The sequence below is a fragment of the Paraoerskovia sediminicola genome (assembly GCF_030296575.1).
Classification (GTDB): Bacteria; Actinomycetota; Actinomycetes; order Actinomycetales; family Cellulomonadaceae; genus Paraoerskovia; species Paraoerskovia sediminicola.
On the sequence record NZ_AP027729.1, the window covers coordinates 2,334,248 to 2,360,798 of the forward strand.

General features: G+C 72.6%; 16 protein-coding genes, 1 tRNA gene and 7 pseudogenes. 16 read left to right on the top strand and 8 right to left on the bottom strand.

Annotation, left to right across the window (positions count from 1 at the left end; all coding sequences use genetic code 11):
- Positions 1-149 precede the first annotated feature (149 nt).
- The gene (locus QUE47_RS10860; RefSeq protein WP_286217309.1) at positions 150-878 is read left to right on the top strand and encodes a sigma-70 family RNA polymerase sigma factor; all 729 of its coding nucleotides are present in this window, start codon (positions 150-152) and stop codon (positions 876-878) included.
- Positions 878-1,225, top strand: coding sequence for a mycothiol system anti-sigma-R factor (gene rsrA, locus QUE47_RS10865; protein WP_286217310.1), 348 nt, complete (start codon positions 878-880; stop codon positions 1,223-1,225). The genes QUE47_RS10860 and rsrA overlap by 1 nt, the downstream gene beginning before the upstream one ends.
- 128 nt (positions 1,226-1,353) lie before the next feature.
- On the opposite strand, the gene QUE47_RS17255 is transcribed toward rsrA, so the two are convergent.
- Positions 1,354-1,428: a 50S ribosomal protein bL37 gene (locus tag QUE47_RS17255; protein WP_098459088.1), complete on the bottom strand. Its 75-nt coding sequence runs from the start codon at positions 1,426-1,428 to the stop codon at positions 1,354-1,356.
- 240 nt (positions 1,429-1,668) lie between these two features.
- On the opposite strand from QUE47_RS17255, the gene QUE47_RS10870 reads away from it, so the two are divergent.
- Positions 1,669-2,481, top strand: a complete 813-nt coding sequence (locus tag QUE47_RS10870) for a DUF4097 family beta strand repeat-containing protein (protein WP_286217311.1) — start codon at positions 1,669-1,671, stop codon at positions 2,479-2,481.
- Entirely contained in the window at positions 2,478-3,110 is a 633-nt protein-coding gene (locus tag QUE47_RS10875; RefSeq protein ID WP_286219478.1) for a PadR family transcriptional regulator, read from the top strand. Before QUE47_RS10870 ends, QUE47_RS10875 begins: the two co-directional genes overlap by 4 nt.
- A 142-nt stretch (positions 3,111-3,252) precedes the next feature.
- Here the strand turns inward: QUE47_RS10875 and QUE47_RS10880 are convergent.
- A pseudogene (locus QUE47_RS10880) lies at positions 3,253-3,878 on the bottom strand (GDSL-type esterase/lipase family protein); the annotation flags it as partial.
- A 32-nt stretch (positions 3,879-3,910) separates the two neighbouring features.
- A pseudogene (locus QUE47_RS10885) lies at positions 3,911-4,830 on the bottom strand (aldose 1-epimerase family protein).
- 66 nt (positions 4,831-4,896) lie between these two features.
- Between QUE47_RS10885 and QUE47_RS10890 the strand changes: the two are divergent.
- The gene (locus QUE47_RS10890) at positions 4,897-5,892 is read left to right on the top strand and encodes an aldo/keto reductase (RefSeq protein WP_286217312.1); all 996 of its coding nucleotides are present in this window, start codon (positions 4,897-4,899) and stop codon (positions 5,890-5,892) included.
- Positions 5,893-6,059: 167 nt separating this feature from the next.
- Here QUE47_RS10890 and QUE47_RS10895 read toward each other — a convergent pair.
- From QUE47_RS10895 to QUE47_RS10905, 3 genes and pseudogenes are all read right to left on the bottom strand, one after another.
- Positions 6,060-9,913: pseudogene (locus tag QUE47_RS10895) on the bottom strand (multifunctional oxoglutarate decarboxylase/oxoglutarate dehydrogenase thiamine pyrophosphate-binding subunit/dihydrolipoyllysine-residue succinyltransferase subunit).
- Positions 9,914-10,217: 304 nt separating this feature from the next.
- Positions 10,218-11,351 carry a sensor histidine kinase gene (locus tag QUE47_RS10900; protein ID WP_286217313.1) on the bottom strand — a complete coding sequence of 378 codons (1,134 nt, stop codon included), beginning with the start codon at positions 11,349-11,351 and terminating at the stop codon, positions 10,218-10,220.
- 26 nt (positions 11,352-11,377) lie between these two features.
- Positions 11,378-12,127 (bottom strand): response regulator transcription factor, encoded by a 750-nt coding sequence (locus tag QUE47_RS10905; protein ID WP_286217314.1) that lies wholly within the window; start codon positions 12,125-12,127, stop codon positions 11,378-11,380.
- A 113-nt stretch (positions 12,128-12,240) separates the two neighbouring features.
- Here QUE47_RS10905 and QUE47_RS10910 point away from each other — a divergent pair, with 113 nt between their 5' ends.
- The 3 genes and pseudogenes from QUE47_RS10910 to QUE47_RS10920 all read left to right on the top strand — a co-directional run bounded on the left by QUE47_RS10910 (position 12,241) and on the right by QUE47_RS10920 (position 15,803).
- On the top strand, positions 12,241-13,635 hold the full coding sequence (locus QUE47_RS10910) for a hemolysin family protein (protein WP_286217316.1): 1,395 nt from the start codon (positions 12,241-12,243) through the stop codon (positions 13,633-13,635).
- Positions 13,632-14,686: pseudogene (locus tag QUE47_RS10915) on the top strand (hemolysin family protein). Before QUE47_RS10910 ends, QUE47_RS10915 begins: the two are co-directional and overlap by 4 nt.
- A 166-nt stretch (positions 14,687-14,852) precedes the next feature.
- Positions 14,853-15,803: a M15 family metallopeptidase gene (locus tag QUE47_RS10920; RefSeq protein WP_286217317.1), complete on the top strand. Its 951-nt coding sequence runs from the start codon at positions 14,853-14,855 to the stop codon at positions 15,801-15,803.
- A 63-nt stretch (positions 15,804-15,866) separates the two neighbouring features.
- On the opposite strand, the gene QUE47_RS10925 is transcribed toward QUE47_RS10920, so the two are convergent.
- Together QUE47_RS10925 and QUE47_RS10930 are read right to left on the bottom strand one after the other, a co-directional pair.
- Positions 15,867-16,511, bottom strand: coding sequence for a CYTH domain-containing protein (locus QUE47_RS10925; RefSeq protein ID WP_286217318.1), 645 nt, complete (start codon positions 16,509-16,511; stop codon positions 15,867-15,869).
- Between the two features lie 124 nt (positions 16,512-16,635).
- A tRNA-Arg gene (locus tag QUE47_RS10930) sits at positions 16,636-16,711 on the bottom strand.
- Between the two features lie 174 nt (positions 16,712-16,885).
- Here QUE47_RS10930 and argS point away from each other — a divergent pair.
- From argS to rpmE, 8 genes and pseudogenes are all read left to right on the top strand, one after another.
- A pseudogene (argS, locus tag QUE47_RS10935) lies at positions 16,886-18,579 on the top strand (arginine--tRNA ligase).
- A 109-nt stretch (positions 18,580-18,688) separates the two neighbouring features.
- A complete protein-coding gene (locus QUE47_RS10940; RefSeq protein WP_350227538.1) occupies positions 18,689-20,041 on the top strand; it encodes a diaminopimelate decarboxylase family protein in 1,353 nt (450 codons plus the stop codon).
- Between the two features lie 355 nt (positions 20,042-20,396).
- Positions 20,397-21,646: pseudogene (locus tag QUE47_RS10945) on the top strand (homoserine dehydrogenase).
- Positions 21,646-22,746, top strand: coding sequence for a threonine synthase (gene thrC / locus QUE47_RS10950; protein ID WP_286217319.1), 1,101 nt, complete (start codon positions 21,646-21,648; stop codon positions 22,744-22,746). Before QUE47_RS10945 ends, thrC begins: the two are co-directional and overlap by 1 nt.
- 40 nt (positions 22,747-22,786) lie before the next feature.
- Positions 22,787-23,170, top strand: a pseudogene (locus QUE47_RS16885) (homoserine kinase); the annotation flags it as partial.
- A 182-nt stretch (positions 23,171-23,352) separates the two neighbouring features.
- A complete protein-coding gene (locus tag QUE47_RS16890; protein ID WP_350227539.1) occupies positions 23,353-23,712 on the top strand; it encodes a homoserine kinase in 360 nt (119 codons plus the stop codon).
- A gap of 289 nt (positions 23,713-24,001) precedes the next feature.
- Entirely contained in the window at positions 24,002-26,131 is a 2,130-nt protein-coding gene (gene rho / locus QUE47_RS10960; RefSeq protein WP_286217320.1) for a transcription termination factor Rho, read from the top strand.
- A gap of 168 nt (positions 26,132-26,299) precedes the next feature.
- On the top strand, positions 26,300-26,518 hold the full coding sequence (gene rpmE / locus QUE47_RS10965) for a 50S ribosomal protein L31 (RefSeq protein ID WP_286217321.1): 219 nt from the start codon (positions 26,300-26,302) through the stop codon (positions 26,516-26,518).
- Positions 26,519-26,551: the final 33 nt, after the last annotated feature.

The following is a 26,551-nucleotide window of genomic DNA, read 5'->3' on the forward strand; positions in this document are numbered from 1 at the left end:
TTCGGCACGGTAGGGCCGTTGCCGATGACGTGACAGCAGTGAGGACGGAGCCCAGACCGACGGGCACGGCGCGAGGGCGGATCCGTGTCGACACCTCGACCCCGGCATGGTCGGGTCCGGGCGGCGTCGGGCGGCTAGGCTCGGACGTGATGACCGATACCCCCGTCGCCCCGGAGCCCGAAGACCGGCAGAGCGCACCCGAGCCGGAGCCAGGCGCCCCGGAGCCGGACTCGAGCGCCTCCAAGGAGGCGCCCGAGATCGGCGAGGATACGGAGCGTGCCCCCGAGGCCGAGTCGGACGCTGAGCGCGGCGCCCGGTTCGAGCGCGACGCGCTGCAGTACGTCGACCAGCTCTACTCGGCGGCCATGCGGATGACGCGCAACCCCACCGACGCCGAGGACCTGGTGCAGGAGACGTTCGCGAAGGCGTTCGCGGCGTTCCACCAGTACCGCCCCGGGACCAACCTCAAGGCGTGGCTGTACCGGATCCTCACGAACACGTTCATCAACACGTACCGCAAGAAGCAGCGCGAGCCGCAGCAGTCGCAGGCGGAGGACGTCGAGGACTGGCAGATCGCCCGGGCGGCCTCGCACACCTCCCAGGGTCTGCGTTCCGCCGAGTCCGAGGCGCTCGACCGGCTGCCGGACTCCGACGTCAAGCGCGCGCTGCAGGAGCTCCAGGAGGACCGGCGGATGGTGGTCTACTACGCCGACGTCGAGGGGTTCCCCTACAAGGAGATCGCCGAGATCATGGGCACGCCCATCGGCACCGTGATGTCCCGGTTGCACCGTGGGCGCCGTCAGCTCCGCGAGCTCCTCGCCGAGTACGCGGCGGGGCGCGGGCTCGTCGGGGCGCGTCCGGCGGGGGAGGAGTCGTGATGGCTGAGCACGAGCAGCGTGACCCGGGGCTCGCCCCGGACGAGGTGCGGATCGTGACGCCGATCCCGCACGCGACGGGAGGCGAGTCGGACTGCGCGCACGCGCTGTCCCACCTCTACGAGTACCTGGACTCGGAGATGACCGAGGACGACGAGGCCAAGATGCGTGCCCACATCGCGCACTGCTCCCCGTGCTTGGCGGAGCTCGGCGCGGAAGAGCTCGTCAAGCAGCTCGTGCGCCGCTCGTGCCACGAGCAGGCGCCGGAGAGCCTGAGGCTCAGGATCCGCGCGCAGCTGTCGGTCAGCACGACGACGACCTACGTGGTGCGGACCCCGGGCAGCGCCTGACCCGACAGTCCGTCCGCCGACGGCTCAGCAGCAGAGCGTCGGACGACGAAGGGCCCGGTTCCGACGGAACCGGGCCCTTCGTTCACCGCTGTGAGCGGTGGTCCGCCGGCGTGCGCCGGCGGAGGTGGTCAGGCGTTGGGACGACGGCCGTGGTTGGCGGCGTTGCCCTTGCGGCTGCGACGCTTGCGTCCGCGCTTGCTCATGGTGGTCTCCTCACGGTCAGGGGTTGCGTCCCATGATCCCACAGTCCGTGGTTGCCACGGGACGGGACGCGATATATCGTGTCCATTGACGCGATATATCGTGTCGTCCACACCGTGTCGCCCCGTCGTCAGGACGGCGACGCGCAGGGAGCACAGGGGCAGGGACATGACGGAGCGGGAGACGACGATGAGCAGCGAGACACGGACGGTGAACGGCCCGCAGTCGTTCGACGTCGAGACGTGCGACCACCTCGAGGTCCGGTTGGTCGGGGGAGGGTCGACGTCGTCACGCACGACGAGCCCGGCGCGCGCGTCGAGATCCACACGGTCGAGGGGCGCCCCCTCGACGTCGTCCGAAAGGGCTCGAGCCTCCGGATCGGCTACCCCCAGCTGTCCTTCGAGAGCCTGTTCGACTCGTTCCGTCGTCCGTCGACCCACGACGTGGTCGACGTGTCCGTCGCCGTGCCGGTCGGCGCGACCGTCTCGGTCGGCGTCGTGACCGCGGACGGGCTCGTCGCGGGGACGGGCGGCTCGGTCACCGTGTCCAACGTCTCCGGTTCGGTCGTCACGGACGGCACCGAGGGGGACCTGACCGTCCGGACCGTCTCGGGCGAGGTCGTCTCCCGGGGCCACCGCGGCTCCCTGACGGCGAAGACCGTCTCGGGGGACGTCACCGCGAGCGGCGCGCTCACGTCGGTCTCGTTCTCCTCCGTGTCGGGCGAGGTGACCCTCGACCTGACGGAGCAGCCCTCGTCGGTGCGAGCGAGCACGGTCTCGGGCGGTGTCGCCCTGCGGCTGCCCGACCCGCAGGCCGTCGGCTACGCCCTGCGGTCGACCTCAGGAGCGGTCGTCGTCGACGGGGTCAGGGCGCAGCGGCCGGCCGGGCGCAAGGAGTGGAGCGGCGACCGGGTGGATCGCCCGGCGCCCGCGGGCGCCGGGACCGTGGTGGTCAAGGCGGTCTCCGGGGACGTCAGCGTCGTGCGGCGGGTCGAGCGGGGCCGGGCAGCCACCGACGCCGCCGCCGACGCCACCGGTGAGGGCGGGGACCTCTGATGCCGGTCTTCGCCCACGGGGAGCTGCGGCTCTACCTGCTCGCGCTCCTCGCCACCGGACCGCGCCACGGGTACGAGATCATCACCGAGCTCGCGGAGAGGTTCGGCGGGACCTACCGGCCGAGCGCGGGCACGGTCTACCCCAGGCTCTCCCGGCTGGTCGACGACGGCCTCGTCGTCCGCGAGGAGGACGGGCGTCGGTCGACGTACGCGCTGACCCCTGCCGGTCGCGCGGAGCTCGAGGCTCGTGCCGGCGACCTCGCGGCCCTCGAGGCGGGGATCGCGGTGACGGTGCGGGACCGCGCAGCGCAGCTGCGCGAGGAGGTCCGCGGGTCGGCTCGAGGACTGCGCGCGGAGCTCGCCGCCGCCGCGCAGGAGGAGCGGGCGCGGGCCTCGTCGGCACCCGGATCCGGCGCCGACGCCGCGGGCGAGAAGTCGCCGAGCGGCACCGGACGTGACGACTCCGCCGGTGCCCGCGCGATGGCGGACGAGATGCTGACGCGGTTCCGCGCCGAGCTCCGGGCCGACCTCCGCCACGCGGCGGCGGACGGACGGCTGGGCCCGCTGACGGTGGACACGTTGCGCACCGTGCTCGACGAGGCGGGGCGCGCGGTCCGCGCGACGCTCTGACCACCTGTGCCGGCACCGACACCGGCACCGACACCGGTGCCGGTGCCGGTGTCGGGCGCCGGCTGCGGTGCCGTCAGTCTCGTCGGCGTGCCGGCTGCGAACCCCGCTCTGCCGGCTGCGCCGCTGACGGTCTGTCAGCCGGGGAGTCCTCGGGCAGGCCGAGCCACGCGTGCCAGCCGGTGTGCAGCACGAGCCAGGCCATCAGCCCGTAGCCGGCCTGCGCCGGGTAGCCCGTGCCGCTCTGGGAGAGGTCCGAGAGCCACTGCTCGTGGTGCACGAGCGGCGTGAACGTGTCGACGTAGGTGACGTGGCGACGGGCAGAGACGTCAGCGAAGGCGGCCGACAGCTCCGCCAGCCGGTCGTTGTCCTCGGGGGCGCCCGGGGAGGCCCGACGACGAACGTCGAGATCCGGTGGGAGTCCGCGACGTCCAGCATGTTCGCGAGGTTCAGGCGGGACCGCGCGACCGAGAGGCCTGCGGCGACGTCGTGCCGGCCGAGGCCGACGACCAGGCGGTTGTCGCACTCGGCCTCGTTCCCGTACCGACGGAACGACTCGACCTCCCAGCGCTGGCTCAGCGCCGTCGTCGTCTCCCCGGGGATCGCCAGGGGGAACGACATCGCGGTCCGGTCGAAGCGGCTGCGGGCGATCACCCGGCCGGCCCAGCCGAGTCCCTTGGCGTCGCCGACGCCGACGCTCAGCTCGTCGCCGACGATGCAGATGCGTAGCTCTCTCTCGCCCACCGGGCCTCCTCGTCTCGTCGGTCCCATTGTGCCTGTCGTCCGCCGCGCATCGGGGACGTTCAGAGCAGCGTGGCGCCCCAGCGGACCTCGTGCGAGTCGCCGGGGGCGATGCGGACGAGGCGGTCCCCGGTGCGGAACGCGTCCGCGATGCAGCTCATCGGTTCGGCGGCGACCCCGGTCCGGACGTATCCGGGGGCGTCGATGCCGTCCCCGGTGCAGACCTGCCAGGTGTCCATCGAGTCGTCGGTCCAGACCGCCGCCTCCCGCCCGTCGGGTGACGCGAGCCGCATCCACGTGAGCCCGGCGTCGTCCCGCACGACGTCGACGTAGGCGTCGTCGAGCGCGATGCCCCGCAGCGAGCGCGGCGACGTGAAGTCGTGGTCCCCCTCCGCCGCGACGTCCCCCGTGGGCAGGAGCCGCTCGTCGACGGTGACCCGACGGGTCGCGTCGAGGCGCAGCGTGCACTCGTCGACGGCGGCGTCGCCCGGCGAGAGCCAGGGGTGGAACCCGACACCGTAGGGGAGCGTCGTCGGCCCGTCGTTCGTGGCGCGGACGGTGACGGCGAGCCCGGCGTCGGAGAGCCGGTATGTGACACGGGTCGTCAGCGCGAACGGGTACCCCTTGGTCGGGGGAGCCGGAGCTCGAGGGTGACGGCGTCCGGCGCGTGGTCGACGAGGTCCCACCGCATCGAGGTGGACAGGCCGTGCAGCGCCGTCCCGCGCTCCGGCTCGTTCACCGGGACCTGGTGCGTGCCGCCGTCGAACTCGTACCTGCCGTCGCGCAGGCGGTTGGGCCACGGGACGAGGACGGCGCCGTGGTACGCCGGGGAGATCTGGTCCTCGGGGAACGGGACGAACACGTCGCGACCGCCGACGGAGTACTCCCTGACGGCGGCGCCCACCTCCGTGACGACGGCTCGGTGCTCACCCGAGGTGATGCGGAACTGCGTGCCGGACGGTGCGTACGTGTTCACGTGCACATACGGTACTGGAGCCGGACACCTCCGGCGGGCGACGACGCACGAGACCGTGCAACAGGAGGAACGATGGAATACCGGGTGCTCGGACGTACGGGCCGGCTCGTCTCGGTCGTCGGGCTGGGCACGTGGCAGCTCGGCGCCGACTGGGGCGACGTCGACGAGAAGGACGCCACGGCTGTCCTCGACGCCGCGGCGGAGGCCGGGGTGACGTTCTTCGACACCGCCGACGTGTACGGCGACGGTCGCAGCGAGCAGATCATCGGGCGCTACGTCGCCGACAACGCGGGGTCGGGGCTCACGGTCGCGACGAAGATGGGCCGCCGCGTCGACCAGACTCCCGAGAACTACGTGCTCGAGAACTTCCGGGCGTGGACCGACCGGTCGCGCAAGAACCTGGGGACGGAGCGGCTCGACCTCGTCCAGCTCCACTGCCCGCCGAGCGAGGTCGTCGCGAGCGACGAGGTCTTCGACGCGCTCGACACTCTCGTCGACGAGGGCGCGATCGCGGCGTACGGCGTGAGCGTCGAGACGTGCGACCAGGCGCTGGCCGCGATCGCCCGGCCGGGCACGGCCACGGTCCAGATCATCCTCAACGCGTTCCGTCGCAAGCCGCTCGAGGCGGTGCTGCCCGCGGCCTCGGCGGCCGGCGTCGGGATCATCGCCCGCGTCCCCCTCGCCTCGGGCATGCTCTCGGGCCGGTACGACTCGAGCACGACCTTCGCCGAGAACGACCACCGCAGCTACAACCGCGAGGGGCAGGCCTTCGACGTCGGCGAGACCTTCTCGGGCGTGCCGTTCGAGCTCGGGCTGAAGGCCGCGGGCGAGTTCACCGAGCTGGTGGGCCAGGTCGTCGGCGACGACGTGACGCCCGCCGAGGCCGCGATCGCGTGGGTCTGGCAGCAGCCCGGGGTGTCCACGGTCATCCCCGGGGCGCGCTCGGCGGAGCAGGCCCGCGCGAACGCATCGGCGGGCGGCGACAGGCTGCTCGGGGCACGCTTCGCGGACGGGGCGCGCGACATCTACGACCGCCTGCTCCGCGAGGAGATCCACCACCGCTGGTAGGTCGGACGGCGCGTCCCCGGCGTGGCGTGTCGCCGTAGGTCGGTCCTGAGGGGCGCGCGACGAGACAGAGACGGGGCCCCGCTGCTCGGATGAGCAGCGGGGCCCCGTCGTCGTGCCATGGGTCTCGGGCGGGCCGCCCGGTCCGGGCGCCCGGTCAGGGCGTCCTGTCAGCGACCGAAGGCCTGCGCGATGATCACGGCCTGCTCGGCCTGGTGCGCCTTCGCCGTGCCGGCCGCGGTCGAGGCGGACGCCGGGCGAGAGATCACGCGCACGTGGGGGACGTCGTCGGGCAGGTTGACGTGGATGTACTGCCACGGCCCCTGGTTCTCCGGCTCGTCCTGGACCCACACGACGTCGTCGGCGCCGAAGCGGGCGACCTCCTCGCGGATCGCGTCGGTGTCGAGCGGGTAGAGCTGCTCGAGGCGCAGGATCGCGGTCTTGGTGTCCTGACGCTTCGTGCGCTCCGCGAGCAGGTCGTAGTAGACGCGACCCGAGCAGATCAGCACGCGGTCCACCTCGGCGGGCTCCACCGAGGTGTCGCCGATCAACGGCCGGAACGTACCCGTCGTGAGGTCCTCGACCGACGAGGCCGCCGCCTTGAGGCGCAGCAGCTGCTTCGGCGTGAAGACGACCATCGGGCGACGCGGCCGGTCGTACGCCTGCCTGCGCAGCAGGTGGAAGTAGGACGCCGGGGTCGACGGCTGCGCGACGACGATGTTCTGCTCGGCGCACAGCTGGAGGAAGCGCTCGATCCGCGCGGACGAGTGGTCCGGTCCCTGGCCCTCGTACCCGTGGGGCAGGAGCATGACGATCGAGGAGTTCTGGCCCCACTTCTGCGTCGCGGACGAGATGAACTCGTCGATGACGGTCTGGGCGCCGTTGACGAAGTCCCCGAACTGGGCCTCCCACAGCACGAGCGCCTCGGGGCGCTCGACGGAGTAGCCGTACTCGAACCCGAGCGCGGCGTACTCGCTCAGCGACGAGTCGTAGACCCAGAACTTGGCCTGGTCGCCCGCGAGGTACAGCAGCGGCGTCCACTCGGCGCCGGTCTCCCGGTCGTGCAGCACCGCGTGGCGCTGCACGAACGTCCCGCGCCGCGAGTCCTGCCCGGCGAGCCGCACCGGGGTGCCCTCGATGAGCAGGGTGCCGAACGCCGCGAGCTCCCCGAAGCCCCAGTCGATGCCGCCCTCGGTGGACATCTTGTGCCTGCGCTCGAGGAGCTGGGCCAGCTTGGGGTGGATCGTGAAGCCCTCGGGCGGCGAGGCGTGCGCGGCGCCGATGCGCTCGATCAGCGAGGGGTGGACGGCGGTCTTCCAGCCGACCATCGTCCCCGCGTCCTCGCGCTGCGACTCCGGTCGCTCGAGCCCTGCGATCGGCTCGGCCGAGGCCGGCACCGAGTAGCCGCCCTCCTTGGTCTCGGTGAAGACCTTCTCGAGCTGGCCCTGGTAGTCCTGCAGGACGTGCTCGGCCTCTTCGAGCGTCATGTCGCCGCGGGCGACGAGGTTCTCCGTGTAGAGCTTGCGCACGGAGCGCTTCGCCTCGATGAGGTTGTACATGAGCGGCTGGGTCATCGAGGGGTCGTCACCCTCGTTGTGGCCGCGGCGGCGGTAGCAGATCATGTCGATGATCACGTCGCGGTCGAACTGCTCGCGGTACGCGAAGGCGAGCTCGGCGACACGCACGCACGCCTCGGGGTCGTCGCCGTTCACGTGGAAGATCGGGACCTGGTAGCCCTTGGCCACGTCCGTGGCGTAGGTGGTCGATCGCGCCGACGACGGGCCCGTGGTGAACCCGACCTGGTTGTTGATCAGCACGTGGACCGTGCCACCGGTGCGGTACCCGCGGAGCTGCGCGAGGTTGAGCACCTCCGGGACCACGCCCTGTCCGGCGAACGCGGCGTCGCCGTGCAGGAGGATCGGGAGGACCGAGAAGCCGTCGCCGCCGAGGTCGATGAGGTCCTGCTTGGCGCGGACGATGCCCTCGAGCACGGGGTTGACGGCTTCGAGGTGCGACGGGTTGGCGGCGAGGTAGACGCGCGTCTGCGCACCCGACTCGGCCGTGAAGGTCCCCTCGGTGCCGAGGTGGTACTTGACGTCGCCGGAGCCCTGGACGCTCTTGGGGTCGATGTTCCCCTCGAACTCGGCGAAGATCTGCGCGGCGCTCTTGCCCGCGATGTTGGCGAGCACGTTGAGCCGCCCGCGGTGGGACATGCCGATGCAGACCTCGTCGAGACCGTTCTCGGCGGCCTTCGACAGGACGGCGTCGAGCAGCGGGATGACGGCCTCCCCACCCTCGAGGGAGAAGCGCTTCTGCCCGACGTACTTCGTCTGCAGGAAGGTCTCGAACGCCTCCGCGGAGTTCAGCTTCCGCAGGATGCGCAGCTGGTCCTCGCGGGGGTGCGGGCGTAGCCGGACTCGAGGCGCTCCTGGAGCCAGCGCCGCTGGTCCCGGTCGGCGAGGTGCATGTACTCGACGCCGATCGACCGGCAGTACGAGTCGCGCAGCAGGCCGAGGATCTCGCGCAGCGACGCCTTGGGCGTGCCACCGAAGCCGGCGGTCGGGAACTGACGCTCGAGGTCCCACAGCGTGAGCCCGTGGTTCTGGATGTCCAGGTCGGGGTGCTTGCGCTGGCGGTACGTGAGCGGGTCGGTGTCGGCCATGAGGTGGCCGCGCGAGCGGTACGAGTGGACGAGCTCGGCGATGCGCGCGGGCTTCGCGGCCTCCACGTCCTCGTCGACGGCGTTGTCCCTGATCCACCGGACCGGCTCGTAGGGGATGCGCAGGGAGGTGAAGACCCGGTCGTAGAACCCGTCCTCGCCGATCAGCTTCTGGCCGATGATCCGGAGGAACTCGCCGGACTGGGCGCCCTGGATGATGCGGTGGTCGTAGGTCGACGTGATCGTCAGGACCTTCGAGATCGCCATGCGGGCGAGCCGCTCGACCGACGCACCGGCGAACTCCGCGGGGTAGTCCATGGCGCCGACGCCGATGATCGCGCCCTGGCCCTCCATGAGTCGCGGCACGGAGTGGACGGTGCCGATGCCCCCGGGGTTCGTCAGGGAGATCGTGGTGCCCTTGAAGTCGTCGACGGTGAGCTTGTTGCCGCGTGCCTTGCGGACGAGCTCCTCGTAGGCGGCCCAGAACTGGGCGAAGTCGAGCGTGTCCGCGCGCTTGATGCTCGGCACGAGGAGCTGACGGGAGCCGTCCGGCTTGGCGAGGTCGATCGCGAGCCCGAAGCCGACGTGGGCGGGGTTGTTGATCGCGGGCTTGCCGTCGAGCTCGGTGTAGCTGGCGTTCATCGAGGGCATCTCGGCCAGCGCCTCGACGAGCGCGAACCCGATGAGGTGGGTGAACGAGATCTTCCCGCCGCGTCCGCGGGCGAGGTGGTTGTTGATGACGATGCGGTTGTCGACCATCAGCTTCGCCGGGACGGCGCGGACCGAGGTCGCCGTCGGGACGTTGAGGCTCGACTCCATGTTGGTCACGACGCGGGCGGCCGGTCCGCGGAGCTTGCTGATGTCGTCGGCGGCGTCGGTGTCGTCGGTGGCGCCGCGGCGCGCGGTGGCGCTCGCGTAGGACGCCGTGGCCGGCTGGGCCGTGGCGACGGGCTGGGTCGCGAGAGCGGCCGCATTCACCTCGGGGTCTGCGGGGACGGCCGGGCGTGCCGGGCGCTGCGCGGCCTCGGCCGCCGCCGAACCGTCGCCGGTGGCCGGGGCCGTGACGGGCGCCGCGCTGCGCGGTGCCTTCTCCGTGGTCGATCCCGTCGACTCCTCGGCGGCGGGCTGCTCGCCGGCCTCGCCCTTCGGGGCGGGCGTCCCGTTGGACTCGGCGGCGCGGCCGCCGGTCCCGTTGTCGCTCCCGCTGCTCCCCGGCTTGTAGTCCGCGAAGAAGTCCCACCACGCCGGGTCGACGGCGTCACGGTCCTTCAGGTACTGCTCGTACAACTCGTCGACGAGCCACTCGTTGGCTCCGAACACGGCACCTGCCGCGCTGATCGACTCTGACTCAGCCTGAGGGGACACGCGTGGACCGCCCACCTTGATTCGCTCGGTTCTCGACAACTCGCCCGGGGTCCGGACCTCTCCAGGGTAGGCCCTCGAGAGGTCCCTGACCGGGTGGTCCGCGGCGCTGCGGACAGGCCCGGGCCCGCGGGACGCCGCTTCTCGCAGAGCGCCCCAAGAACACGGAAAGAGGTCGCGGGGGATTCGTCGAGATGTGCCCTGCGGAGGGGTCCGGCGGGTCATGGCGGCGTAACGTCGGGCGCCGGCGCGGCGCTGATGTGACGAAGATCACCCGAGCCGGGGTGTCAGGTGCTGCGACCCGATCTCAGTCGGTGGGTGGCGAGCCGCCGTCCGGGCGCGACGGGGCGGCGGCCGGGCCGGCCGACCGGGGCTCGGGGCCCTGGGCCGGGAGCGTCACGCGGATCGCGGCACCGTGCTCGCTGTCGGCGACCGCGACGGTCCCGTCGTGCAGGTCCACCGCCCACCGGACGATGGCGAGGCCGATGCCCGTCCCGCCGGACGTCGTCCGACCGCGCGGGGGAGCGTGCTGCCCCCGGGCGAAGCGCTCGAAGATCCGCTCACGGTCACCGGGAGCGATGCCCGGCCCCTCGTCGACGACCTCCAGCACCACGACGTCGAGACCGTCCGCGTCGGTGCCGGAGTACCCGTCCAGCCGGATGACGCCGCCCGGCGGCGAGTGGCGGATCGCGTTGTGCAGGAGGTTGGTCACGACCTGGCGCAGCCGCTCCTTGTCGGCCTCGAGCACCAGGTCCGGCGGCGCGACGTCCACGACGTAGTGCAGGTCCTTCGCGGCCTCCATCATCGACAAGGACTCCGCAGCGTCCTCGAGGAAGTCGCCCACGGGGATCGTGGTGACGTTGAGCGCAGCCGCACCCGCCTCGATGCGTGAGAGGTCCAGCAGGTAGGTGACGAGACGCGTGAGCCGCTCGGTCTGCTTGAGAGCACCCTCGAGCGTCCCCTTGTCCGCCGGGACGACCCCGTCGACGAGGTTCTCGAGCTGGGCCTGCAGCGCCGCCACCGGGGTGCGCAGCTCGTGGGAGACGTTGGCGATCAGCTCGCGCCGCGTCTTGTCCGACGACGCGAGGTCCTCGGCCATCACGTTGAAGGCGACCGCGAGCTGGCCGACCTCGTCGTGGCTCGTGGCCCGCACCCGACGGCTGTAGTCGCCGTCGGCCATGGCCTGCGCGGCGGTCGTCATGTCCCGCAGGGGCGACGTCATGCCTCGGGCCAGGACCTGCGTCAGGAGCAGGGACAGGATGATCGCGAGCGGGAGGGTCCGGGACGGCCCGAGCTCGTTGCGCAGACCGATCCAGGTGATGAACACCGCGAGGACCACCGTGGCGGCGACGAGCACGCCGAGCTTGATCTTGATCGAGCCGAACCGGTCGAGCGGCCGGACGTCCGGGAGCTGCGGCCTCGGCGTCGCGCGGGGTGTCACTGGTCGTCCTCCGGCACCTGCGGCACTCAGGTCGTCGGGGGCTCGAACGCGTAGCCCACGCCGTGGACCGTGCGGATCAGCTCGGGGCCGAGCTTGCGGCGCAGCGCCTTGATGTGGGAGTCGACCGTCCGGGTGCCGCTCGCGTCCGCCCAGTCCCAGACCTCGGCGAGCAGCCGCTCGCGCGTGAGCACGGTCTTCGGTGAGCTCGCGAGCATGACGAGCAGCTCGAACTCGGTCGGCGTGAGGTGGATCTCCGTGCCGGCCCGGTGCACGCGCCGCTGCGCGCGGTCGATGACGACCTCACCGATGGTCAGCGGGGCCTCGGCCTCCGGGACGGAGGCGGCCTGCGTCGTCCGGTCGACGCGGCGCAGCAGAGCCTTCAGCCGGGCGACGAGCTCGCGCATCGAGAACGGCTTCGTCATGTAGTCGTCCGCCCCGACGCCGAGGCCGATCAGCATGTCGGTCTCGTCGTCGCGGGCGGTCAGCATGAGGATCGGCATCGGGCGCTCGGACTGCACGCGCCGGGTCACCTCGAGGCCGTCGATCCCGGGCAGCATGACGTCGAGCACCATCGCGTCGGGCTGCAGGCGCAGCGCCGCCTCGACCCCGGCGAGCCCGTCCTGGGCCACCTCGACCCGCCAGCCCTCGGCGCTCAGCCGTTGGGCGATGGCCGTGGCGATGGTCGGCTCGTCCTCGACGACGAGGACCGTCGCGGGGGCCGAACCGGAAGGACCGGGGCCTGTCGAGCCCGCCTGAGCGGGCGTGCTGGCTGACATGGGACCAGAGTGGCACAACAGCCGGGACAGCGCCCTCAGGCGCGCGACCCCCGTGCGTACGGCTACGATTCTCCGCATATGAAACGCACGGCACGGAACACCTGGAGCCCCGTGTGCTGAGCGAGTGGCTCTGGATCGGCCTGGGCGTCGTCCTCACCTTCGGCACGGCTGTCTTCGTCGCGAGCGAGTTCTCGCTCGTCACCCTCGACCCGGCAGCCCTCTCCGCGGACGCGGACGGCGACGAGCGCCCCCTCGACCGGCGCGACCGCAGCGTGCGTGCGGGTCTGCGGCACCTGTCGACCGAGCTCTCGTCCGCGCAGGTCGGCATCACGGTGACCACGATCCTCCTCGGCTACACGGCGCAGCCGGCGATCCTGACCCTCGTCGCGGGCCCCCTCGGTGACACCGCGCTGAGCGCCGGTGTCGCGACGGTCCTCGCGGGGATCATCGCGCTCGTCGTCGTCAACGTCTTCTCGATGCTGGTCGGCGAGCTGATCCCCAAGAACTACGCGCTGAGCAGCCCGTACACGACGGCGCGGTGGGTCGTGCCGCTGCAGCGTCAGTTCACCAAGGTGTTCCGGTACCCGATCGCCGTGCTGAACAACTCCGCGAACGCCATCCTGCGTCGGTTCGGCATCGAACCGCGCGAGGAGCTCTCGGGCGCGCGGTCCGCGTCGGAGCTCGCGTCCCTCGTCCGGCGCTCGGCGCAGGAGGGCACCCTCGACACGACGGTCGCGACCCTGCTGACGAACTCCATCGAGCTGGACCAGCTCACGGCGGTCGACGTCATGACCGACCGGATGCGGATGGTCTCGCTCGGGCGTGACGCCTCCGCGCGCGACGTCCTCGACGCCGCACGGCGCAGCGGGCACTCGCGGTTCCCGATCGTCGGCGAGGACCGCGACGACGTGATCGGCCTGGTCCACCTGCGCAAGGCCGTCGCCGTCCCGTTCGAGAAGCGGGGCGAGGTCCCCGCGGCCGCGCTCATGGGTGAGGCGCCGCGGGTGCCCGAGACGGTCGGGGTCGGGGCGCTGCTGGTCGAGCTCCGCGGGTTCGGCCTGCAGATGGCGGTCGTCGTCGACGAGTACGGGGGGACGTCCGGCGTGGTCACGCTCGAGGACGTCGTCGAGGAGCTCGTCGGGGACGTCGCGGACGAGCACGACGCCCGGCGGGCCGGCGCGGCGCGCGCGGCGGACGGGTCCTGGGTCGTGCCCGGCGTCGTCCGACCCGACGAGCTCGCCGAGGTCACCGGTGTCGTGGTGCCGGACGACGGCGCGTACGAGACGTTGGGCGGGCTCGTCATGGAGCGGCTGGGCCGCGTCCCGGCCACCGGGGACGAGGTCGAGGTCGGCGGCGTGACGCTCCGGGTCGAGGCGATGGACCGTCGTCGCGTCGAACGGGTCCGGGTCGTCCCGGCCCCGGAGCCACAGGACGACGACGATCCGCAGGACGGGGCACGCCGCAGCTCCGGCGAGCGGTCCGCGCGCTCCCGAGGAGGTGCCGCATGAGCTCGACCGTCGCACTGATCATCGGCGTGCTCCTGCTCGCGGGCAACGCGTTCTTCGTCGGCGCCGAGTTCGCCGTCATCTCCGCGCGGCGCAGCTCGATCGAGCCGCTCGCCGCCGAGGGACGTCGCGGCGCACGCACGGCCCTGTGGGCCATGGAGCGCGCATCGCTCATGCTCGCCTGCTGCCAGCTCGGCATCACGGTGTGCTCGACGGGCCTCGGCGTGGTGGCCGAGCCGGCGTTGGCGCACCTGATCGAGGTGCCGCTCGAAGCGGTCGGGATCCCGTCGTCCTGGGTGCACCCGATCGCGTTCGCCCTCGCGCTGGCCGTCGTCGTCTACCTGCACGTCGTGCTCGGCGAGATGGTGCCCAAGAACATGGCGGTCTCCGGTCCGGAGAAGGCCGTCCTCTGGTTCGGCCCCCGCTCGTCCTCATCGCTCGCGCCGTCTCACCCGTGATCCACGCCCTGAACTGGGTCGCGAACCACGTGGTCCGGTGGACGGGCGTCGAGCCCAAGGACGAGGTCGTCTCGACGTTCACGGCGGAGCAGGTGCAGTCGATCGTCGAGCACTCGCAGGCGGAGGGCGTGTTGTCCGACGACCAGGGACTGCTCTCGGGGGCCATCGAGTTCTCCGACCTGACCGCGGGCGAGGTCATGGTGCCGGTCGAGGACCTCGTGGTCGTGGTCGAGGGCTGCACGCCGGCCGAGATCGAGCGCCTCGTGGCGAAGACCGGGTACTCGCGGTTCCCGGTGTCGGCGCCGTCGGGAGACCTCGTCGGGTACCTGCACCTCAAGGACGTGCTGTACGCCGAGGGGGCCGACCGCGACGAGCCCGTGCCCTCCTGGCGCATCCGCGCGCTCGCCGTGGCGGGCCCGGAGGACGAGGTCGAGGAGGCGCTGCGGGCGATGCAGCGGTCCGGCGCGCACCTCGCCCGGGTCGACGTGCCGGGGCAGGACGCCGCCGGGGGCGTCGTGTTCCTCGAGGACATCCTCGAGGAGCTCGTCGGCGAGGTCCGCGACGCCATGCAGCGGGGTCTGCCGACGCGTCGCTGAGGCTGTCGGAGCGTCAGTCCTGGTAGATCGGGAGACTTGGTTTCTCGTTCACCCTTGGCTAGGGTTCCGTCCAGATGGTGCGGACCCCGCACTTGGTACGAAACGACCATAACGGCGTGAGCCACGCTCCGCTGTTGTGCGCGTACGACGACGTCCGGAGGTGTGCGTGGACCAGCACGGCCCCGCACCGATGACCCGTCGCGCGATGCGCGAGGCACAAGAGCGTGAGGCGAAGGAGTCGGCCCGCCGTGCCGGTCGCCGCTCCGGATCCTCCAGGCATGCCTCGAGCTCCTCCCGGCGTGCCGCGAGCCCCGCCGGCCACGTCGCCCCGACGCGCGGTGCGTCGACCGTCAGCACGTCCGGCACGTCCGGCACGTCGGCACGCCGTGCGGCGGCCGCAGGTGCGACGAGGCGAGCGGCGGCCGCTCAGCCGCAGAGCCCGGCGCTGCGGGTCGCCCCGCGAGCCGCCGTCCTCGCGAGCCTCGCGGTCGCGACGATCGCGGTCCCGCTCACGGGCGCCGCAGGTCCCGACGCGGTGCGTGGACAGGCGACGGCGGTCGACGGTCCCGACCTCGTCGACGTCGTGGTCGCCGAGGGTGGGAGCGCGGGGGTGCCGGTGGCGGTCGCCTCCGCGCCCAGGGACCGTTCCGAGACCACCGCGAGCAGGGCGGGGGAGCGCTCGGCGCTCCCGGGGTGCGACCCGCAGGTCCGCCCCGCCGGGACCAACGGTCAGCTCGACGAGCACGCGCTCTGCGAGCTCTGGGACGGGAAGTCCGAGCTCCGGCCCGACGCCGCCGTCTCGCTCGCCGCGTTCAACCAGGCCTTCCGTGCTGCGTTCGGTCGGGACCTGTGCCTCGTCTCGAGCTATCGGTCGTACGGCTCCCAGGTCGGCCTCTCCTACTCGCGAGCCGGGTACGCGGCGCGCCCCGGGACGTCGATGCACGGGTGGGGCGTCGCGGTGGACCTCTGCAGCGAGGAGACCCGCTCCGAGTCCACGTACGGCTGGATCCTCGACAACATCGGCACCTACGGGTGGTCGAACCCCGACTGGGCCTCCGGCGGGTACGAGCCGTGGCACCTGCAGTATGACGCGGCGGTCGCCGAGTACAAGGGCTGACCTGCCGCAGGGCCGGTCGGCCGGTGGGACCGGGGTCTCAGGGGCTTGTGTACCCCTGGCGTATCAGGATCCCGCAGGCCCCGTGCTCCCGTTCGTGCCGAACCCGTCGAGATACCTGGTGCCCGACGACGCGAGCTCGTCCCGGTAGTCGGCGCACCATCGGCCGTACGGCGCCGCCGAGAGCCGGTCGTTGGAGAACCGCGGGTCGTCCGTGACCTCCGTGGTGCAGAAGTCGGGGATGTCCAGGTCGGTGACGGGCCCGGAGCGCTCGACCTCCGCGACGACGAGCGGATGGTTCGCGCCGCCGAAGACGTCGACGACCCAGCCGTCGGCGCCCAGCCAGACGGAGTAGCGGTTCTTCACGATGCGCTGACCGCCCCGGCGGATCATCTCCAGGCCGACCGACACGTCGAGCTCCCGCTCGGCCTCGTACCGGGTGCCGCCCACCATGGGGCCCTTCGCGGTCATGGCGCAGAAGTCGAGCTCGCCCGCGTGCTCCTCGAGCGCCTCGAGCGGGTCGGTCGTGGGGCCGACCACGGCGCGGGACTGGCTCGCCTGGACGCGGATGCGCAGCCCGTACCCGTCGGACGCCAGGAGATAGCTCTGGACGATCAGTGCCGGGGCCGGCTCGGCGAGCAGCTCCGTGGGCAACGAGTCCACGAGGAATCGACGCTCGAACTCGAAGTCCGTGTACGTGCTGTCGCTCATGGGGGCTCCTCACGGGTCCGCCCGAGCATATCCGGCCCGAGCGCTCGTGCGTGGGACGTGATCCCGTCCCCGGGACGACGGAACCCCGCGACCGGCGTTCTCGCTGGTCACGGGGTTCTCGTGGTGGTGCCCTCGATAGGATTCGAACCTACGACCTTCCGCTCCGGAGGCGGACGCTCTATCCACTGAGCTACGAGGGCGCGATGCAGAACATTACCAGCCCGCAGCACCGCTCCCGCGCACTCCAGGCCCGCTCCGTCGGGTCCGTGACGTACCTCTGCTGCACCTCTGCCGCGTCCTGTGCGTGTGCCTCACCGATGCAGCAGAGAACAGGCCCGGGCCGGGCGCCCGACCCGGGTGGATAGGATTCGACGGTGACCCCTGACGAGCTCTCGCGCGCCCTGAGCGCCGCCCTGCACGCCGCCGTCGCCGACGGTTCCCTCGCTCTGCCCGCCGACGCGGTGCCCGCGTCCGTGCACGTCGAACGCCCGCGCCAGCGCGAGCACGGCGACTGGTCGACCAACGTCGCGATGCAGCTCGGCAAGCGGGCCGGGACCACCCCGCGGGCGCTCGCCGAGGACCTGGCGGCGCGGCTGGTGGCGACGCCGGGGGTCGCGCGTGCCGACGTCGCGGGCCCGGGGTTCCTCAACATCACGCTCGACGTCGCCGCCGCAGCGGAGCTGGCGCGCACGATCGTGCGCTCCGGCACGGCGTACGGGCGGGGGACTCCGAGGCGGGCAAGCACATCAACCTCGAGTTCGTCTCGGCCAACCCGACGGGACCGATCCACATCGGCGGCGTCCGGTGGGCCGCCGTCGGCGACTCGCTCGCACGGGTGCTGGAGGCGTCGGGCGCGCGCGTGACCCGGGAGTACTACTTCAACGACCACGGGGCCCAGATCGACCGCTTCGCCCGGTCCCTGCTCGCACGCGCCAAGGGTGAGGCCGCGCCCGAGGACGGGTACGGCGGCCAGTACATCGACGACATCGCGGGCGCGGTGACCGCGGAGGCGCTGGCCGCCGGGGAGCCCGACCCGGTGTCCCTCCCCGAGGCGCAGGCCCAGGAGGCCTTCCGTTCACGCGGGGTCGAGCGGATGTTCGGGGAGATCAAGTCGTCCCTGCACGACTTCGGCGTCGACTTCGACGTCTACTTCCACGAGGACCACCTGCACGAGACCGGGGCCGTCGATCGCGCGGTCCAGCGTCTGCGGGACGCGGGGCACATCTTCGAGGCCGACGGCGCGACCTGGCTGCGCACGACGTCCTTCGGGGACGACAAGGACCGCGTGATCATCAAGTCGGACGGCGAGGCGGCCTACATCTCGGGCGACATCGCCTACTACCTCGACAAGCGTGAGCGTGGCGCCGACGAGGTCATCATCATGCTCGGCGCCGACCACCACGGCTACGTCGGCCGGATGATGGCGGTCTGCGCGGCGTTCGGCGACGAGCCCGGTCGCAACCTGCAGATCCTCATCGGCCAGATGGTCAACCTGGTCAAGGACGGCGTGCCGGTGCGCATGTCGAAGCGCGCGGGCACCGTGGTGACGCTCGAGGACCTGGTGGACGCCGTCGGCGTCGACGCGGCGCGCTACTCGCTGGCCCGCTCGTCCGTGGACTCGAGCATCGACCTCGACCTGGACCTGCTGTCCCGGGCGACCAACGAGAACCCGGTGTTCTACGTGCAGTACGCCCACGCGCGCACGGTCAACGTCGCGCGCAACGCCGCGGACCACGGGGTGGCGCGGCTGCGCGCGGACGGCGCCGAGGCGTTCGACCCGACGCTGCTCGACCACGCGACGGAGACCGCGCTCCTGGGACGCCTGACGGAGTACCCGCGCATCGTCGCGCAGGCCGCGGAGCTCCGGGAGCCGCACCGGGTGGCCCGCTACCTCGAGGCCCTCGCCGGCGACTACCACAAGTGGTACGGCGAACGCCGTGTCACGCCCCTGGGGGACGAGGAGGTCACCGACGTCCACAGGACCCGTCTGTGGCTCAACGACGCCACGCGCCAGGTGGTCGCGAACGGGCTCGACCTGCTCGGCGTGAGCGCCCCGGAGCGGATGTGAGCGGGGCGCCCGCCGCACTCGGCGGCCCCCTGCCTCGTGAGGTCGACCTCTCCCACGTGTGGCCCACCGGGACGGCGTTGTCGGACGACGGCGCGCTGGTCCTGGGGGAGTGGACGTCCGTTCGCTCGTCGAGGAGCACGGGACGCCCGTCTACGTCATCGACGAGGCCGACCTGCGGCTGCGGGCGCGGACCTTCGTCGAGGCGTTCCGCGCCGCGTTCGCGGAGGTCGGGACGTCGGTGGACGTCTACTACGCGGGAAAGTCGTTCCTGTCCGTCGCGGTCGCCCGCTGGGTGCGCGAGGAGGGGCTGCGAGTCGACACGTGCAGCGGCGGCGAGCTCGCCGTGGCGGTCCGGGCCGGGGTGCCCGGTCCCGAGATCGGGCTCCACGGCAACAACAAGTCGGACGACGAGATCCGGCGCGCGATCGAGCTGCGGGTCGGGCGCATCGTCATCGACTCCGCGGCCGAGGTCGAGCGCGTGGCGACCCTGGCCCGCGAGGCGGGCCGGACGTCGTCCGACCCGGTCCCGGTCATGCTGCGCGTGACCACGGGCATCCACGCGGGCGGGCACGAGTTCATCTCCACCGCGCACGAGGACCAGAAGTTCGGGGTGTCGCTCGCGGGCGGTGCGGCGCTCGCGGTCCTGCGCGACGTGCTGGCGCACCCGGAGCTCGACCTCGTCGGGCTGCACAGCCACATCGGCTCCCAGATCCAGGACCCGGCGGGCTTCCGGGCGGCGGCGAGTGCCCTGCTCGGGCTCCGCGCCGAGCTGCGGGACGTCACCGGGCGGCTCGTCCCCGAGGTCGACCTCGGGGGCGGCTACGGCATCGCCTACACCTCGGACGAGACCCCGATCGACGTGGCGCACCTCGCCCGTGAGCTCGCGCAGATCGTGCGGGACGCCTGCGCGGAGCTCGGCACGGCGCTCCCGGCGATCTCGATCGAGCCCGGCCGCGCGATCTCCGGCCCGGCCGGGGTGACCGTGTACCGGGTCGGGGTGGTCAAGCCCGTGACCGTCAGCGGCGGCTCAGGCGGCTCAGGCGGATCGGGCGGCTCGGGCGCATCGGGCGAGGCCGAGGAGGCGTCCGACGGCTCGACGTTCGTCCGCACCTACGTCTCGGTCGACGGCGGCATGAGCGACAACATCCGGCCGGCGCTCTACGGGGCGACGTACTCGGTACGGCTCGCCGACCGGGAGGGCGCTGCGGGCGTGCTCAGGTCGCGGGTCGTCGGCAAGCACTGCGAGAGCGGTGACATCCTGCTCCCCGACGTCGAGCTCCCCGCGGACGTGGCGCCGGGCGACCTCCTCGCGGTCCCCGCGACCGGCGCCTACGGCCGTTCGATGGCGAGCAACTACAACAACCTGCTCAAGCCGCCGGTGGTGGCCGTCCGGGACGGCGTCTCGACGGTCCTGGTACGGCGCGAGACCGAGGAGGACCTGCTCGCGCTCGACCTGGGGTGACGACGCACGGTCGCCTGCCAGGTCGCGTGCCAGGTCGCGTCGCCCGGCCACGTCGCCCGGCAGCCGCGGGCCGACGAGCTGCCGGCGCCCGGCCGTGACCACGGTGCGGTCGGCCGACGGAGGTGCGGCCGTTCCGCACTATCCTCCCCCTGGGACGTCCCTGGCCCGTGACGGTCGCAGGACTCCCGCCGCCGAACTGACGACAGAGAGCAGGCCCACCGTGTCATCCGTCGCCGCGCCGCACGGCGCGACCGCAGCCAGCCCAGCCGGTTCCGAGACCACGGACCCCGGGGCGACGACGCCGCTGCGTGTCGCGCTGCTCGGGTGCGGGGTCGTCGGGACGCAGGTCGCGCGGATGCTCGTCGAGCGCGGGGCCGACCTGGCCGCCCGTGCGGGCGCGCCGCTCCAGCTCACCGGGATCCTCGTCCGGGACCCGGCAGCACCTCGGGAGCTCCCCGACGGAGTCGACCGGTCGCTCCTGACGGCCGACGCCGAGACGCTGGTCGACGCGGCCGACATCGTCGTGGAGGTCATGGGCGGCGACGAGCCGGCCCGCAGCCTCCTGCTGCGGGCGATCGCGGGCGGGGCAGCGGTCGTCACCGCCAACAAGGCCCTCCTCGCGACCGACGGTCCTGCGCTCTACGCGGCCGCGGACGCCGCGGGGGTCGACATCTACTTCGAGGCGGCGGTCGCCGGAGCGATCCCCATCGTGCGTCCGGTCCGTGAGTCCCTCGCGGGCGACCACGTGGAGCGGGTCCTCGGGATCGTCAACGGCACGACGAACTACGTCCTCGACCAGATGGCCACCCGCGGACTCGGCCTCGACGAGGCCGTCGCCCAGGCGCAGGAGCTCGGCTACGCGGAGGCCGACCCGACGGCCGACGTCGAGGGGCACGACGCCGCCGCGAAGGCCGCGATCCTCGCGAGCCTCGCGTTCCACACCCGGGTCACGCTCGCCGACGTCGCGTGCGAGGGCATCTCCGGGATCACGGCGGACGACGTCGCGTCGGCCGCGCAGACCGGTCACGCGGTCAAGCTGCTCGCGATCGCGGAGCAGACCCCCGAGGGCGTCTCGGCGCGGGTGCACCCGGCGCTCGTCCCGCTCGACCACCCGCTCGCCGGCGTGCGGGGCGCGTTCAACGCCGTGTTCGTCGAGGCGAAGGAGGCGGGCGACCTCATGTTCTACGGTCAGGGCGCCGGCGGGGCCCCGACCGCCTCGGCCGTGATGGGCGACGTGGTCTCGGCGGCCCGGCACCGCGTGCTCGGCGGCAAGGGACCCGAGGAGTCGAACTACGCAGACCTCCCGATCCTGCCCCCGTCCGCCGCGACGACGCGGTACCAGATCCGGTTGACGGTCGACGACGTGCCGGGCGTCCTCGCCAGGGTCGCGCACGTGCTCGCCGACCACGGCGTGTCCATCGAGGGGTGCGCCAGGCGCCGTCGGAGTCCGGCCGTCCCGCGGACGTCGAGCCCGGCGAGACGTCCAACCTGCTCATCACGACGCACTCCGCCACGGAGGCGGCGCTCTCCGCGACCGTCCAGGCCGTCGCCGAGCTCGAGCCAGTCCGATCGATCACGTCCGTCCTGAGAGTCGAGGGATCCTGATGGCCCACCAGTGGCGCGGCGTCGTCGCCGAGTACGCCGACCGTCTGCCTGCGCACCTGCTCGAGCGCACCGTGACGCTGGGGGAGGGCGGCACGCCGCTCGTCCCCGCCCCGGTGCTGTCGGAGCGCACGGGTGCCGACGTCTACCTCAAGGTCGAGGGGATGAACCCGACCGGCTCCTTCAAGGACCGTGGCATGACGGCGGCGATGTCCGCCGCCGCCGGTCGCGGGGCCAAGGTCGTCGTGTGCGCGTCGACCGGCAACACGTCGGCGTCGGCCGCGGCCTACGCGACGCGTGCGGGGATGATCTGCGCGGTGCTCGTCCCGGACGGGAAGATCGCGATGGGCAAGCTCAGCCAGGCGATCGCGCACGGCGCGCGGCTCCTGCAGGTCGACGGCAACTTCGACGACTGCCTCGTCGCGGCCCGCAAGCTCGCGGAGTCGTACCCGGTCGAGCTGGTGAACTCGGTGAACCCGGACCGGATCGAGGGGCAGAAGACCGGGGCGTTCGAGATCGTGGACGCGCTGGGCGACGCCCCCGACATCCACGTGCTCCCGGTGGGCAACGCGGGCAACATCACCGCGTACTGGAAGGGCTTCCGTGAGTACGCGGGGCTGTGCCCGGACGCGCCGGGCGGGAGCCTGCCCGCGGTCGCGACGCGGACCCCCGCGATGTGGGGCTTCCAGGCGGCCGGCGCGGCCCCGATCGTCCTCGGTCACCCCGTGACCGAGCCGGAGACGGTCGCCACCGCGATCCGGATCGGCAACCCCGCCTCCTGGCGTCAGGCCGAGGAGGCCCGCGACGACTCGGGCGGCGTCATCGAGTCGGTCACCGACGACCAGATCCTCGCGGCGCACCGGGTGCTCTCGGCCGAGGCGGGCGTCTTCGTCGAGCCCGGGTCAGCGGCAGGGGTCGCCGGACTGCTGTCCCGTGCCGAGCGGGGCCTGGTCCCCGCGGGCGCCCGCGTCACCGTGACCGTGACGGGTCATGGCCTCAAGGACCCGCAGTGGGCCCTGCGGACGCTCGACGGCGCCGACGTCGAGCCGACCCGGGTCAGTGCGGACGTCGTCTCGATCGCCGACGCGCTCGACCTGTCCTGACCGTCCGTCCCTTCCGCGCCCCGACACCTGAGGAGCAGCGATGCAGCTCGGAGCCGACCACGTCCGGGTCCGTGTGCCCGCCACCAGCGCGAACCTGGGTCCCGGCTTCGACGCTCTGGGCCTCGCGCTCGGGATCCACGACGAGGTCGAGGTGCGCGCGACGGCGTCCGCCGTGGTCCGCGTCGAGGTCGAGGGGGAGGGCGCCGGTGAGGTGCCGACCGACGCCGACCACCTCGTGGTCCGTGCGCTCCAGGCTGCGCTCGAGCACGTCGGCGCTCCGCTGACCGGCCTGGACGTGCGGTGCGTCAACCGGATCCCGCACGGTCGCGGGCTGGGGTCGTCGGCGTCGGCGGTCGTCGCAGGGATCGGTGCCGCGAGGGCTCTGATCGCCGACCCGGCGCGGCTCGACGACGAGACCGCGCTCGCGCTGGCGGACGAGTTCGAGGGACACCCGGACAACGCAGCTCCTGCGATCGTCGGGGGTGCGACGGTCGCCTGGACCGGGGCGGGCGGCAGGGTCCGGTCAGTCCCGCTGACCGTGCACCCCGCGGTGCGGGCGACGGTCCTCGTCCCCACGGGCCGGCTCGCGACGAGCCACGCCCGGGGGTGCTGCCGGCGCAGGTCCCGCACGCCGACGCCGCCCGCGGCGCGGGGCGGGCGGCGCTGCTCGTCGAGGCGCTCGGCCGCCGACCGGACCTGCTCCTGGAGGCGACGGACGACGTCCTGCACCAGGGGTACCGCGCGCAGGCGATGCCCGGGTCGTGGGATCTCCTGGTCGCGCTCCGCGACGCCGGGTTCGCCGCGACCGTCTCGGGGGCGGGCCCCGCAGTCCTGGTGCTGGCCGAGGAGTCGACGCTGGGTTCGCTCGACCTCGTGCTCGACGATCTCGTCGGTGGCGCGTCCGGCTGGAGCGTCGAGCGGCCCGCGATCGACACCGAGGGTCTGCGCTGGGAGCGTCTCGCGTGATCGGAGCCGATCACCGTCGCTCCGGTGGTAGCATGGGCGTGTCTCCTACCACCTTCGGTCTGTTCGGCCGTGGACGGGTGGCGTGCAGGTGAGGTCGTTCGAGACCTCCGGGCCTCGCGCGATGACTTCGTGCGGCGCTCACGCCGGCAAGGGGACAATCCAGCCCGCGTCGTTCTGACGTCGCCGTCGACACGGCGCGAGGCTTCACTGCGTCCCGGCCGTCACGCGCCGGGCGTCGAAAACCTGCGGTCGCCTCAGTGCAGGCCGCGTACGAGGGGAAGGGTCCTTCGTGACAGACACCATCGACACCGCTGCGTCGAGCGCCGGCGCAGGCGGCAAGGGCAGGTCGCTCGGCTCGCTCAAGCTGCCCGAGCTGCAGGCGCTCGCCTCCCAGCTGGGGGTCAAGGGAACCTCGAAGATGCGCAAGAGCGACCTGGTCGCTGCCATCGGTTCCACCGGCGGTTCGCCGTCCGGCGCGACGAGCGGGTCCGCGCCGGCGAGCCGGACCAGGCAGCCCGCGCGTGCAGCGCAGGGCGCCGGGGCGTCGGACGGCGCGGCTCGCCCCGACCAGGATCGTCCGGCCGAGCAGCGCTCGACGGACGAGCAGGCACGGAACGCGCCCGCCAAGCGCGGCACGTCCCGGACGCGTCCGGAGGCGGCCGACGCCGTCGCCGCCGCGCTCAGCGAGACCTCCACCGGGACGCGCGCGGCAGCCGAGGCGCCGGCGCGCACCGACGACCGGGCCGCTCGGGCCGCTGCCGCCGTCGGCACCATCGGCGGCGAGGAGCGCGGCTCCCGCCGCGCGGGCCGTGCCGCAGGGGCCGCTCGGGGCGAGGGCCAGGACGCCCAGAACGGCCAGAACGGCCAGGGTGAGCAGGGCGGGAAGAAGCAGGCGGACGACGCCCGTGGCGGGGACACCCAGCCCGGCGGCAACCGCGACGCTCGGGACGGCCGGGACAACCGCGACAACGGCTCGAACGCCGGCGCGAACGGCTCCGACGGCTCCGACCGCCGGCAGCGCAACAGCAACCAGTCGGGCCAGAACAACCAGGGCGGCGGTCAGAACCAGAACCGCAACCAGGGCGGCAACCGCAACGACCGCAACGACGACGAGGGCGGCAGCCGTCGCCGTCGGGGGCGCGACCGTGGTCGAGACCGCAAGCGCAGCGGGCGTGGCAACCGCAGCGGCCCGGGTGACATGGCCAGCCTCGACGAGGTCGAGCTCAGTGCCGACGACGTCCTGATCCCGGTCGCCGGCATCCTCGACGTCCTGGACAGCTACGCGTTCGTCCGCACCAGCGGCTACCTGCCCGGCCAGAACGACGTCTACGTCTCGCTCGGCCAGGTCAAGAAGGCCGGGCTGCGGCGCGGCGACGCGGTGACGGGCGCCGTCCGGCAGCCGCAGGGCGGCGACGACAACCAGCAGGGCCAGAGCGCGCGGCAGAAGTTCAACGCGCTCGTGCGCCTCGACACGGTCAACGGGCTCCCGCCGGAGCAGGCGCGCCAGCGCGCCGACTTCACCAAGCTGACCCCGCTGTACCCGCAGGAGCGCCTGCGACTGGAGAACGACGAGTCGACGCGGCTCACCCCGCGCGTCATCGACATCGTCGCCCCGATCGGCAAGGGCCAGCGCGGCCTGATCGTCGCCCCGCCCAAGGCGGGAAAGACGATCATCATGCAGCAGATCGCGAACGCGATCACGACGAACAACCCTGAGGTCCACCTCATGGTCGTGCTCGTCGACGAGCGACCTGAAGAGGTCACCGACATGGAGCGCACGGTCAAGGGCGAGGTCATCGCCTCGACCTTCGACCGCCCCGCGTCGGACCACACGATCGTCGCGGAGCTCGCCATCGAGCGCGCCAAGCGCCTCGTCGAGCTCGGCCAGGACGTCGTGGTGCTCCTCGACTCGCTGACCCGCCTCTCGCGCGCCTACAACCTGGCGGCGCCGGCCTCGGGTCGCATCCTCTCCGGTGGTGTCGACGCCTCGGCGCTCTACCCGCCGAAGCGCTTCTTCGGTGCGGCGCGCAACATCGAGAACGGTGGGTCGCTCACCATCCTCGCGTCGGCGCTCGTCGAGACCGGGTCCAAGATGGACGAGGTCATCTTCGAGGAGTTCAAGGGCACCGGGAACATGGAGCTGCGGCTCTCCCGGAACCTCGCGGACAAGCGGATCTTCCCCGCCGTCGACGTCAACGCGTCGGGCACCCGCCGCGAGGAGGTCCTGCTCAGCCGCGACGAGCTCGGCATCGTCTACAAGCTGCGTCGCGTGCTCGGCGGGCTCGACCAGCAGCAGGCGATCGAGCTCATGCTCGGCAAGCTCAAGGACACCAAGACCAACGTGGAGTTCCTGCTGCAGGTCCAGAAGACGACGCCCGCGAACTTCGCGGACGGCGACCAGCCGGGCCGCACGGTCTGACCGGAGGCCCCGGCGATCGGTTCGGTCCACGCCTCGAAGGACGCTCTGGACCGGGCCGGGAAGATTTCGGGACCGCTCGCGGTTCTGGCACAATGATCGGTTGGTCACCGGTTCACGACGGCGTTCCTCGCCGCCGACCCGGAGACACCCCATATCAAGGAGAGTTTCGTGAAGGCTGAGATCCACCCCGAGTACGTCGCGACCCAGGTCACCTGCACCTGCGGCAACACGTTCGTCACCCGCAGCACCGAGACGTCCGGCAAGATCGCCGCCGACGTCTGCAGCGCGTGCCACCCGTTCTACACCGGCAAGCAGAAGATCCTCGACACCGGTGGTCGCGTGGCCCGCTTCCAGGCTCGCTACGGCAAGAAGGCCGAGAGCAAGTAGCTCTTCCGCAGCGCCGGTGGTCCGTGCCGTCAA

Excerpts from the sequence above, each read along its gene's own strand:
- QUE47_RS10860 (WP_286217309.1), top strand. The coding sequence starts at position 150 with ATGACCGATACCCCCGTCGCCCCGGAGCCCGAAGACCGGCAGAGCGCA.
- rsrA (WP_286217310.1), top strand. The coding sequence starts at position 878 with ATGGCTGAGCACGAGCAGCGTGACCCGGGGCTCGCCCCGGACGAGGTG.
- QUE47_RS10890 (WP_286217312.1), top strand. The coding sequence starts at position 4,897 with ATGGAATACCGGGTGCTCGGACGTACGGGCCGGCTCGTCTCGGTCGTC.
- QUE47_RS10905 (WP_286217314.1), bottom strand. The coding sequence starts at position 12,127 with ATGTCAGCCAGCACGCCCGCTCAGGCGGGCTCGACAGGCCCCGGTCCT.
- QUE47_RS10925 (WP_286217318.1), bottom strand. The coding sequence starts at position 16,511 with ATGAGCGACAGCACGTACACGGACTTCGAGTTCGAGCGTCGATTCCTC.
- thrC (WP_286217319.1), top strand. The coding sequence starts at position 21,646 with ATGGCCCACCAGTGGCGCGGCGTCGTCGCCGAGTACGCCGACCGTCTG.